The following is a 12,543-nucleotide window of genomic DNA, read 5'->3' as shown; positions in this document are numbered from 1 at the left end:
GGGGCTTTCCATCCATTGCCGCGCCCGAATGATGTCGTCGGGCGTCAATCCGCGGGCTGTCCACAGTAACGGCAGGTGTTTGTAGTAAAATGTGTCGGGATCGCTTTCGACGATCGTCAAAAACTTGTCCCCTGCCGCACCGTAATGGCCCAGTTGGGTCAAGCATTGGACTTCAAGGGCTAGGATTTCGCGGCGGACCCAACGCCGCAATTCTTGGTCGAGTGCGAGGTCCAGCCAGCGCAGTGCTTCGTCCCAACGCTTGGCCTGTAGCGCTTCCAGCCCGGCCTCGTGATTTGGAGAGCGGGTGTATTCGACTTTGGTGATTTTGCCTACATCGAAGGAGCGTTGTTTGCCGCTGGTGGCCAATTCGATTTCAATCGTTTGCCCGTTGTAATCGACAATGCGGCCTGAAATTCCGATGGAGGCTCCATTGGGTTGGCGGAATACGACGCGATCTTTGTCTTCACCCCGCGCAGCTGCAGAAAACAGCATAATAATGGCGATCGTCATGCCGACTTGTCGGAGTGGGCGGGACGCGTATGCGGTTTGACTGTGGATGTGGAAGCAGGGGGTCAATGGATCACCGTTGGGACAATTTTTTGACATCGAGATACCGATACGAGCCGCCATTATTGCGAGCCAAATCGGCCAGGAAACTGGCTTCCCGTTCCGCATCCAACTGGGGCCCCACGCCGAATTCTATACAGTGAATCCGTGTGCGGCCGTTGTTGAATTTGTTGATGCGGGCCATATCGCGATTGCTGATGCGGTCGCTTTGGTCGGCGTCGGTGAGGAAATAGATGACTTCGGGAGTCAGTCGGAGGGCCATCATCAATGCCGGAACATGGTCCGTGCCGCCGGTCGGCCCGCGTTCGTCGACGAAGTTATAGGCCAGACGTTTATTGGTGTCATTGGCCCAATAGATATCGTCACTCCGCCCGCGACGATGCCAGGGGTAGACCTCTTGGTTGTAATAAATAATTTGGAATTGCTGCGTCGGCTCAAGCAGCGAAATGCTGTTTTTGAGTTCTGCCTTGGCGTAATGGATTGCATTGTGGCTTTGCATGCTGCCAGAGCAATCGATCACAAAGGCAAAGCGGGTCCCTTTGTCTTTAGTGCCGAAAAACTGCGTTTCGCCGCGACCCGGGGGAAGGCCACCCGCCGGGGGAGCGGGCCGCGCCGGGCGGATCGGTTCCGCGAGCGGTAGCTCCACATCGGCAATCGCCGGTCCCGGAGCGAACACGTTATCCAAAGGGAGTGGCGTATCGAGCAAATTATCGACGAGTTCTTCCGGCGGAACTTCGTCGACCTGTTCATCAGTGAGCGGATCTTCGGCCGTGGATTGTTCGGTATTGGCCGATTCCTGCGGCTGTTCTTCAGGGTTGGCCGCCTCTTTGACAAAAATATCGACCACGCGCCCGGAATCGTCCAGGCCCTCGGTGACGCCGGTATTTTGAAAAATCAGGGCGACGCCCACAAAGACAATCATGTGAAAACCGAGCGACATCAGCCAACTGGGCAGAAAAAACGCCGGGAGTAGCCACTCAGGCCACCGCGAGCGAAATTGATTGTTGGGGCTTTTTTGGGACATATGAGGCTCACAGACTCGGGCGGCGCGGAGGGGGGCTATCTTAAAATACGGCCGCGTAAGAAGAGAGGAGGCGAAAAAATTCGCCTGTCTGTAAGTTTAGGCAAGGGGCTGGAATGGGTCAATATGTTCCTGCGCAGTGCTGGAATTGCTGGTTTAGCGGTTAATTGGGTGAAATCGGTCTCGATTCGCGGAACGTTGCGACGCATTTTGGCGTCGAAGCGCACATAGATTGTGTAGGACTGGATGGGCGGTTGTTTGTTTTGGCAAATGAGTCGCCCTTCCTGCCCGGCGATTCGGTGGCGAGGTGCCGATGGGCGACTTTCAGGGGCAATTGATATGCGACGCGTTTTTTTAAAGGGTGGAACTGCGGCGACGCTGGTTTTGTGCATTCACTCCCTCGCATTCGCGATGGGGGGCGACTATCCGGAGGGTCCGCTTGCCGAGCAGCACACGGATTGGCCGGCGGGGTTGTTCGAGTTGGCGAAATCCGAGGGGCGGGTTAGCGGCCATTGGGTCAATTCAAATGATTTTTTCTTCTATCGCGGGGGCGCGGAGTCTTTGCAGAAATTTTTAGCGGTCTACGGCAAAGTGCGGGATACCCCGCTGAAAGTTGTCCTCCATGCGGGGGCAGTGCCGCTCACTGGTCCGCTGGGCAAACCAAAAACAATTCCCTTCGATTGGCAATTGAACGTGGTCCGCCGCGGCTGGGGTGTTCCGTTAGATCCCCGTCGCCCCAAAGAGGACCCGGGCTATGTGGCAACGATTCATATTTGGCTGAGTGACAAACTTCCGCTCGATCGACTGAAGATTCCCAAACACATTGACGTATCGTCGGCGGGCGACATTGAAGAATTCATTGAGCGCCACAAATCCCGGAAGTAGTGTGAGCGGGATGTCGTTGTGGGCTGATCGGAACGAAAGATTTTACGGGAGACGGTTTCCCATGCACTTTCCGTCGCGACCGGATCGACATGATTTATGAATGAGCAGCAGGAATGGGCGATTGCTCAAGGATTGCGTGCCGGTGACCCGGAGGCCTGGCGGTCGTTTTACGATACGTTCTGCGAGCGGGTCTGGCGGACAGCTGCGCGGCGGGTTGGGGCGAACTCGGCCGATGTTGCGGATGTCGTGCAGGAAACTTTTCTGGCGGCGGCGCGTTCCGCAGGGCAATTTGATCCCGAGCGGGGCCCGCTCTGGGCTTGGCTGACTGGGATTTTGCGGAATCAAGTGGCGCTGCAATTTCGCAAAAAACAGCGACACGAACGGATTCGCGAATTGGGCGTTCCGTCCGGTCAGGATCGACACGAACGACAACGTGCCGAATTAGCGGCGCTGGTGCGTGAGGCATTGACCGAACTGAACGATGATTACGGTTCATTATTGACGGCAAAGTATCTCGACGAGGAAACCGTCGAGGAGATTGCTGCCTCTGAGCAGACGACCACGACGGCTGTCCGATCAAAACTGGCACGTGCTCGCCGAGCGTTTCGAGACGCTTATGATCAATTGACAACCGATTCTCCTGTGACGAACACGGGGCAAAACCATGACAAATGAATCCTTTTCTGACCAACCGGATCATGATGAAGAACGCATGATGGAGATGTTCCGCTCACTCGACAGCAGTGCGCTGCCGCCGAATCGAGTTTTTCTTGAGGAATTGCGACAGCGGTCGACTGAGGAATTCGTGCGAAATGATGCGCGGAGTTCCGCAGTTGCGCCGGTTGCAAATCCGCCTTCGACTGCGCCCGTGGTGTGGAATGGACGGTGGGTTGTCGTTGCAGTCGCGGCCTTAGTGGTTTGTGTGGGGTTCTTTTTCTCGCCGCTGTCGCAGGAACAACCAGCGTTGGCGTTTGGTGAGGTATTGGCCAAAGTTGCCGCAGCGGACACGTTACATCTGCAATTGACCCGCAATGGAAAAACGGACGAAGTCTGGATTCGGCAGCCGGGGCAAATGCGGTGGCAGGAGGATCCGGCGCGGTATCGCATCGTGCAGGGTTCGCGTTTGTGGCGGATTGATGAAGAGGAAAACGTGGTGGCGGATGAAGATTCGCCTTATTTCGACGGCGTGGATTCGCACTTTGACATTTTGCAATTGCTGCAGGTGGATCAGACGGACGCCATAGCTGCAAAGTTTCAGCGGCGGCCCAGCGGGCAGACTCGGCGGGATGGCAAGGATTGTTACGTCTATCAATTGCAGTTCGCCGGGGAGGACGGTGTTACTAATGAAGATATCAGTATTGAAGCATTGGTCGAAATGAAAACCAATGAACTGCGTTGGCTGGAAACCAAAGTCCGCCGCGACGGCCGTTTTGTGCCGGCCGGAGAGATTCGTGTGTTGGCGCTGAATCGTCCGATTGATGATGAGAAATTTGTTGTTGGAGCGCAGCTCACCGAGGATGGGCGGATTGGCAAGGTTTCCGACGTGCAGGGACTAGTCACGATCAAACCGGTCATGAATCGGCGTTGGACACCGGTCGGCGGACCAATGTTGATCAAGCCGGGGGACTGGCTGCGGACCGACATCCGCGGGCCGAATGCGGCGGAGGTGAAATTGGAAGGGGGCGGCACGATCACGCTCGGTCCGGGATCGCTGATCGAATTGATCAAACCGGGCGACGTCCGTCTGCTGCAAGGGGAGGCGCAGATCGCCGCTGCGGAAAAACCAGTGACCCTCCGCGGTCCGGGCGAACAGGTGATTCCAGTTGCCGAGACACAGTTTTTCCGCATCGATGATGAAAAACTTGCGATGGTCGCAGATAAGCCGCTGTGGCTCACGGGATTTGAAGGGACGACGACCAACGAGGTTATGGGGTCGCTGATTGCCAACGTCGACGATCGAAACGTTTCGCTGACGATCGGTGCGCACCATGTCAAAGTCGAAATCCGCGATCAAATTGCCCGCACGACGATTGAAGAATCGTTCGTCAATCATACCGGCTCGCGGTTGGAAGGGGTGTTCCACTTTCCGCTGCCGGCGAACGCGTCGATCTCTGGATTCGGCATGTGGATTGGCGATGAGCTTGTCGAAGCGGACATTGTTGAGAAACAACGGGCGCGGGAAATCTACGAAACGATCCTCCGCGAGAAGCGGGATCCGGGACTGTTGGAATGGACCGGCGGGAACATTTTTAAGGCCCGTGTGTTTCCGATTTTGCCGTACTCAGAAAAGCGAATCAAAATTACCTACACGCAGGTGTTGCCGTTGCGGGGGCATCAGTACCGATACAGTTATGGCCTGCAGAGTGAGATGCTCAAGCAGACGCCGCTTCGCGAATTGTCGATCGACTTGAAAGTGCATTCGGCCATGCCATTGGCCCAGGTGACTTGCCCGACGCATCCGACGCGGATCGAGGTGGCTGGGAATTCTGGGCATGTGGAATTCACCGCACAGGATTATCGACCGACGCGCGACTTTGAAGCGGTGATCGAAGTCGCCGACCACCAAGCTGACGTGGTGATGATTCCGCACCGGCGAGGTGAGGATGGGTATTTTCTGATGCAATTGATGCCGCCCGCCGGAGAAGGCCGTTGGCAGCGCGATGTGTTGCCTAACGGCGACCCGTTGGATCTGTTACTGATCACAGATACGTCCGGTTCGATGAATCGTTCCCAACGCGCGAAACAAACAGAGTTCGTCGCTACGCTGTTAGCGTCGCTGTCGCCGCAAGACCGATTCAATCTGATTTGCAGCGACGTGCAATCGCACGCGGTCTTTAAGGAACCGGTTGCGGCGACGGAGGACAACGTCGCCGTGGTTCTGCAGTTTCTGGATGGTCGCGTTTCGTTGGGATGGACGGATTTGGATGCGGCGTTTTCCCAAGCGATGCCGCGCGTCCAATCGCAGACACACGTCGTTTATGTCGGCGACGGGATCGTGAATACGACGGATGCCGATCCAATCGCGTTTGCCAATCGTTTAAAGCGGATGTATGCCGATCAGGGGACATTCCATGCGGTTGCGACTGGGAACAGTTATGAATCCTCGGTATTGCAAGCAATCGCCTCATTGGGCGGCGGGTCATGGCGGGCGGTCAGTGGCGAGAAGGGGCCGCGGGTGATTGCGACAGAATTGCTGCAGGAAATTTCACAACCGGCGCTGCGCGACATACAGGTTGAGTTTCAAGGTCTACAGGTCGCCGCCGTTTATCCCGAGCAATTGCCGAATGTCCCGGCGGGGCGGCAACAAGTGATTCTTGGTCGGTATCTGCCCGAAGGGCGCGATCAGGTGGGGGATGTGATCGTGACCGGCAAGCTCAATGGCGAGACAGTTCGCTATCGCAGTCGCGTGACGTTAGCCGATGCGGAGTCGGGCAATTCGTTCATCCCGCGATTGTGGGCACGAAGCCATTTGGATCATCTGTTGGCGCAAGGAACGTCGCAGTCGATTCAAGACGAGATCATTGCCCTGTCCGAAGAGTTCCACATCATGACGCCGTATACGTCGTTATTGGTGCTGGAAAGCGATGCGGACCGCGAACGATTCAAGGTCGAGCGGCGTTTTCAAATGCGCGACGGCGAGCGGTTTTTTGCCAAAGGGCTGGAAGACGCGAACTATGAACTCAAGCAAAAACAAATGCTGGCCGCCAAGGAGTGGCAAACGCAAATGCGGGCAGCTGTGCTGCAGGAACTCTCGGCGATGGGGCGGACGATTCCGGTGACGAGTCAAAGCGCAGCGGTGTCGACTCCGCGCTCGGGGGGAATGGCAGGCGTCGGGGGGAGTCTGAGGGGTAATGGAAAATATGATTCGTACTTTGGCCGTGGTAAAGACAGTCCCGACTTTGGCATAGTCGGCAAAAAGAATTGGAACTTAGGATTCTCCGATGGCAACGGTATTTTTACCGACCGTCTCTCTGTCTTAGGTGATTTGCCGCAGCAGGGCGAGACTTGGGACTACAAAGAACGAGACTCCTCAACATTTTCTTATGAGTACGCCGACGGGGATTTCTCGTCGTCATTCGACGGTGGGTTGGGGTTACCGAGCGCCAGTTGGACTAATCCTCGTATGTTGGATCTGGAAGTAGGGTTGGATGCCATTGATGAGGTTGAGCAGTTCTATTTGTGGGACGGCCCGGCGCTGGGAGAAAAAATTGGGCGACGGTCCCGCCGGTCTTCCAGAATGGAAGAATCAAATTCGCCGTTTTTCGGTGGAACGCGATTGTCGTATCAGTTTGAGTCAAAGTTTGCTTCCGGGCCGTCTCTCAGTAATCGCGCTTACGCCGGTGTCGAGTTGGTCTCGTCGTCCGGAACGCATGTTCTTCGCCCCGTTGTACCACAGGTACCGGGAGTGCCGCAGCCGCGCAAGCCACAACCACCGCCCGAAAATTGGCCGGCCGCTGCAGTGGAGTTGGCGGACAGTCTGCTTCGCACGGAACAATTGGCCGGGCTGAAATCCGGGTTGGAAATCACGCGGACGAGCGAATATTTCGAGCCGCGTTGGAAGACGACTACGACGCGGTCGGAGCGGTTGGAATTGGTTTCGCCAACGGCGTGGTTGATGCGCAATGAACAGATTGGCAGCCAGACGTTCATTCATTGGTGCGATGAAAAACAGCGGGGGATTCTTTCCGAAGCATTTTTGCTGGGACAGGTCCGCGACTCCGAACCGGAAGATCTCAAACAACCGCCGCTGGATTTTTCAGACTATTCAGTGCATTCGATTGCCGGTCGGTATTCGTCCTACACAGCGACTATGTTGCCAGCGGGTGAGAACCGCGCCACGCTCGTGCTGCAGTATCCTGATGACGACGACCGCACGGTCACGTTTTTGATTGATACGATGCGACACGTGTTGTTGAAAGTCATCAACGCGAACGATGGTGAATCCAGCGAAACGACCTACAGTGATTTTGTCGAAGTCGGCGGCCGTTGGTGGGTGCAGCAGATCGAGTACACCAATACTGCTGGCGAACGGACGCGATTGATTCGCCAAACCGTCACGGCTTTGGAACCGGAAGCATTTGATAAGCGAAAGCAGTCGGCGCTCGCGCTGCGGGAGCAAGCGCTCCTGTTCCCGCAGCCGCTGCCGACCGTGCACGCAGCACGCCGAGCGATCGCCAGTGGCGATGCTCAATTCGAGCATTATGTAACTATGCTGTTGTATCACGCGGTCACGCAGCAATGGGACCGCGTTTGGGAGGTAATGCCCAGCTTGGAGCAGGCAGCGGCGGGGAAACCGGGCATACGGTGGGTGCGCGATCAAGTGTTCCGCATCAGCCGTCGAAATCACGAGTTACAGCGCCGCTTACTTGAGGAAGCGGCAGCGATTGCCAAGCAACCGGTAGCCGATGATTTGTTCCTCGCGGAATTTCTGGCGGGACAGACGTCCGGCATTTTGCAGGCGAACGAACAGATGGAATTGCACGATTCGCTCAAACCGGTGTTCGACCGCCAGGTGGACTCTGTGCAGGGGCCGAAACGTTGGTTACAGCGTCGCGCGAACTTGCTGAATAGCAGCGGCCGGGCCCGCGCTGCCTTGGAGGTATATCAACTCTTGGCAACGACGTATCCGCACGACATGCACCTGCAAACACAATATGCCCATATGTTGGCGAATCGGAATCAATATACGGCTGCATATGAATGGCTCGACAACGTACTCCAGTCGCAGCCGCTGTGGAATGATCAGGAACGATCCTCGTTGCGAGAGACCTACGCCGGTTTACTTCGCGTGCAGTCGCGGTATCCGGATCTGGTCGCCTATCTGGCGCAATGGACCGCCGAGAATCCGACCCACCACAACGTGTATGGTCAATATCTCAACGCACTGATTTGGAACGGTCAATTGGAACAGGCGGAACAGTTGATGACCGATGGGTTTGCGCTTGTGAAACAGGCGGAGCCGCTTAGCGATGCACAGATGGCACAATTGACCGCCGCCGTGCGATTGGCGATTGGTCGTGGCTATCGATTACGGACGGATCGGCTCTTGGACAAATGGGAACAGCCGCTCGCCGACGTGGTACGGCAAAGTTTCCAGATCGCACAACTGCGGACCCTGGCCAATGAAATCATGGGAAGTTCGGTCTTCAGTCGCAGCGAAGCCAGTCGGGAGATTCGTACGGAATTGGCTGAACAAATTCTCGGTATGTTGGAATCATTCAAACCCCGTCAAATCCACATCTATACCGAATGGCTATCGGCAAACAATCCAGAAATCAAACAGGCAACGTGGAACAGCATTGCCGAAACATTACAGAAGCGTTGGGACGCGGTCGATCACGAGAATTTGCGACGCCCATTGGGAGACGTTTTGCAGTGGATTTATTCGCAGCATTTCGATGTGCGGACGCAACTAGAGTTTTTACGTGCTCGATTGGCGCGGTCCAGTGACCGTCATCACGATCAGCAGGTGTCCGCCCTGTTTAATTTGCTGTTGGGGCAGCCATGGTCGCCCGAGTTTGAAGACGAATTGTGGTCGCTTGTTCCCAATACGGCTGAACATTGGGGCGCGCCGCAACGGTTGTCGCTTCAAGTCGACCGGTTACGACAACTCATAGATCGCTTGACGGGATCACGATTCGATGCCGAGTGGCAAAAGGTCGAACATCCCGAGAAATTGAAACGTGATGAATATCGTGACAAACGCAAACAGGCGATGCGGCAGGCCCGCACGGCTGTCGCGGATCGCTTGGCGGTCGAAATGGACAAGCAACAGTCGCCGCTGCGGGATTGGTACCAAGCGGAATTGGTGTATGCCAACATCGAGCTTGATCGCGATCTGGAACAAGCCGTCACGCAGTGCTGGAAGCTGCTCGGCGAAACGCCTCCCGTGGAAACCGCAGAGACGCGATTGGCCGGAACGGCGACGCTGCGGGAACGGGCGTTGGTGACGTTGATGAATCTTGCTGCCCGCAAAACCGCAACAGCAGCGGAAATTGCGCGGTTGCTGGCCTATATAGATGCCGGCATTGCCGCCGGGGGAGAGTCTGTAGAAAGATGGCGGCACCAAAAATATCTGATGTTAGTCGCCTTGGACCGTGCCGACGATCTTTCAGCCGCATTAAGACTCTGGATTTCACAAAGTGAATTTACCAACCAGTGGCGAGTTGTCCTGGCCCGCTTGCTGGCCGAACGAGGTGAGCTTGAAGCAGCGGTGAAGTTATTCGAAACGGTCGAGCACGACAAAGAACTCTCGCCGGCCGATTATCGGGTGCTGGCAGAGTGGTATATGGCGCTCGATCGCCGGGACGATTACGAAGGGGCGCTGTTGCAAGTTTATGCCGCGAGCGGAGAACACGAACTGCAAAATTGGTTGTGGAATCAACGCCGACAGCAAAACAATAATCAACTGACCACGGAACTGGATCCGCAAGTTCTCTACGCTTTGCGGTCCTTGCTCGCCCGAGCGACACATCCGCAGAACCATCTCTCGCTGGTGCGGGAATTCTATCAACTCAACCATGACTTTCGTTTGTTGGAAAGCCTGGCGGGTGCGGTTGTGGGGCAGACGCCGGAGCGGGTGTATCCGTTCTTGCAAGGCATGTCGTCGGTGTTGGCGGAAATTCGCGACGAAGCGACTGCGGATGAGTTGTTGGCCAACATCGTGGCGGTTCGCAAACAGGCAAAATCGGCAACCGATCGGCGGGCGTTGGATCTGCTTGAAGTGCTCGTCGAACGGCGGGCGGCGGAATTGCAAAACCAACCCGGTCCTCACGCTGCTGCTGCAATCGCGGCGCTGAAACGAGCCTTCAATCGTCCTTGGGAAACGGGAGAGCAGCGGCTGATGGCGGAGTTCTTAAATTCGCTCGGCAAGATTTCGCAAACCGATTTAGCGCAGGAGCAAGTGCGCGAACTGCATGAACTTTTTGAACTAGCAACGCCCGGCACCGAAGCGCGGTTGTACATCGGCCACCGCTTGGCGATATCCTCGGCACGGTACGGCAAACTTGATACGGCGGTTCGCTGGTTGCAGGTCGTGCTGAATGAATACGAACTGGGAAACAAGGGCTTCGTGTTGCAGGATATTCAAGGGCCGATTTATTCATGTTTGGAGTATCTCGAAAGGCAACAGCACTTCGCCGCTGCGGAGGAACTTGTTGTCCATTGGAATAAACTATTGGGCGACCAGGCGCTCCAAGTCCGGCTGAACGCTGTGTATTTGAGTGCGTTGCAACAAGGCGGAAACGTGTCGTTGGGGAGCGGCGCGGAGTTGTATCGCAATTTGCAGCAACGGTTGAAACAGCAATTGTCCGTTGCGGCTGACGCGCGGCGCTATGAATTGGTCTCGCTGTTATGTGGCGTTTATCGAGCGGCCCACGATCAGCAGATTGCTGCGAGCCAGGAAGATCTCCAAGGCTTTGCGGCGGGTGTAATTCCTAATCTGCTCAAGCATCAGCAGTCGCAGTACGAAGGGATCATTCGCCGCGTGAATGAAACGTTGGATGCCGTTGTCGGTCCGGCGAAGGCGCTTGAGTTTCTGGTGAGCAGCATGGAAGCAGAACCGGCTCGCTATCGTTATAGCCGCAACGACAGTTGGAACCACTTTGCGGGCCGCATCAATGATTTGCGCAAGCGTATCGCAAACCTCGGCGCGCTCAAGCTCCCGTTGTTGAGTCTTGTCACGCGCGAATTGCGTCGCGATCTGCTGTCGCAGCAACCGCGCAACCAAGCGATCTATCACAGCGGTTATTCGGAGTTTTGGCAGCAACAAACGGCTGCGTTTGCGGCGGTGGCCGAAGAGGTTCTCGCTGCCCATCGCGATTCGCCGGCCGTGATTACGTATGTGGCGAACTATCTCTATAACGGTTTGCAGCAATTCGACCGCGCAATTCAGATTTATTTCCAAGCGAACGATCGTGGTTTGTTGGATGAGGGAGGCAAGTACGCACTCGTGATCGCGCTGCAAGGTCGGCAGCGTTATGGCGAATCGATCCCCGTATTGCGCGACCTCGTCGAGCGCGCTGCGGGCAATCTTGAATATCGAGCGCGGTTGATGGAAGCGTACCACTACGCCCAGCGGCCTGAGGATCTTGTTGCCTTTATCGATGAAACCGACGAGTATTTCCACGCTGACGACCGTTGGAATGAAGCCGCTATAGCGACACTCGCGCGGGGTTGTTTGGTGGGGGATTTGAATGAACGGGCGATCGGTTATTTCAACGAAGCCATTGCGCTGCATCAACGGACGCGCCCCAATCGGGGAGTCGGCGACGGGGTTCTTTCGGATTACTATCAGGAAGTCTCCACGGCGCATGTCGAACTCGGGCAAACAGACAAAGCGGTCGAGGCGGCTTGCGGCGCGATTGTTAGTTGGGGGCGACGACAGAACCAACGGCAGCAGGCCATCGACTCGTTGGTCGACGTCCTCAGGGGCATTCCGGACCGGGACGCCTATGTCGCGCGGCTCGATGCCGAAACGGAAAAGACCGGCCAAGACAGGCCGATGGTTCGCCGCGCATTGGGGCAGGCTTATCTGCAACTCGGTCAGCCGCAGGCAGCAGCGACGCAATTGGAATTGGCAATCGAATTGCAACCGGCCGATATGCAGGCTCAAAAGCTACTGCTGGAGTGTTATGAAAAACTGAAGGAACAGCCGAAGATCATCGCTCAACTACTGCGGATGACCGAATTGCAACCGCGCGAGATCGACCTCTATCGCCGACTCGGCGCACAGCTCAGCGACGATGCCGCTCAGCAGGAACGGGCCTATACGTCGATCGTCGAAGCGACACCGAATGAAAGCGAAGGGCACGTGATGTTGGCGGAGATTCGCCAATCGCAGAACAACTGGGAGGCGGCCAGCAAACATTGGGAAGCGGTCGCCGAGATCCGCAAATTGGAGCCGACCGGCCTGTTGGGCTTGGCCAAAGCACAGATCCATCAACGACAATGGCCTGCGGCGGAGAAGACGTTGGACAAACTTCGCAATACGAAATGGCCCAAGCGATTTGACAAGATGAATGCCCAGACACGAGAATTACAGCGGCAAGTGGATCAACACATCGAATAGC

5 protein-coding genes (1 of these 5 cut by a window edge) are annotated in these 12,543 nt (G+C 56.1%); 3 read left to right on the top strand and 2 right to left on the bottom strand.

Going from position 1 to position 12,543, the window contains the following annotated elements:
- Window positions 1-510: the 5' portion of a tetratricopeptide repeat protein gene (locus tag CA54_RS04845; RefSeq protein WP_146369715.1), read on the bottom strand. The gene continues 489 nt to the left of window position 1, outside the view; 510 of the gene's 999 nt are visible here — the first part of the coding sequence; its start codon is at window positions 508-510; its stop codon lies off the left edge, out of view.
- Between the two features lie 70 nt (window positions 511-580).
- On the bottom strand, window positions 581-1,591 hold the full coding sequence (locus tag CA54_RS04840) for a vWA domain-containing protein (protein WP_146369714.1): 1,011 nt from the start codon (window positions 1,589-1,591) through the stop codon (window positions 581-583).
- Between the two features lie 336 nt (window positions 1,592-1,927).
- On the opposite strand from CA54_RS04840, the gene CA54_RS04835 reads away from it, so the two are divergent.
- From CA54_RS04835 to CA54_RS04825, 3 genes are all read left to right on the top strand, one after another.
- Window positions 1,928-2,473: a hypothetical protein gene (locus CA54_RS04835; RefSeq protein ID WP_146369713.1), complete on the top strand. Its 546-nt coding sequence runs from the start codon at window positions 1,928-1,930 to the stop codon at window positions 2,471-2,473.
- A gap of 96 nt (window positions 2,474-2,569) precedes the next feature.
- Window positions 2,570-3,148, top strand: a complete 579-nt coding sequence (locus CA54_RS04830) for an RNA polymerase sigma factor (protein WP_146369712.1) — start codon at window positions 2,570-2,572, stop codon at window positions 3,146-3,148.
- Window positions 3,138-12,542 (top strand): VIT domain-containing protein, encoded by a 9,405-nt coding sequence (locus CA54_RS04825; RefSeq protein WP_197532210.1) that lies wholly within the window; start codon window positions 3,138-3,140, stop codon window positions 12,540-12,542. Before CA54_RS04830 ends, CA54_RS04825 begins: the two co-directional genes overlap by 11 nt.
- Window position 12,543 lies beyond the last annotated feature (1 nt).

This window comes from Symmachiella macrocystis, from assembly GCF_007860075.1.
Lineage (GTDB): Bacteria > Planctomycetota > Planctomycetia > Planctomycetales > Planctomycetaceae > Symmachiella > Symmachiella macrocystis.
This window is presented reverse-complemented; position numbering and strand designations above follow the sequence as displayed.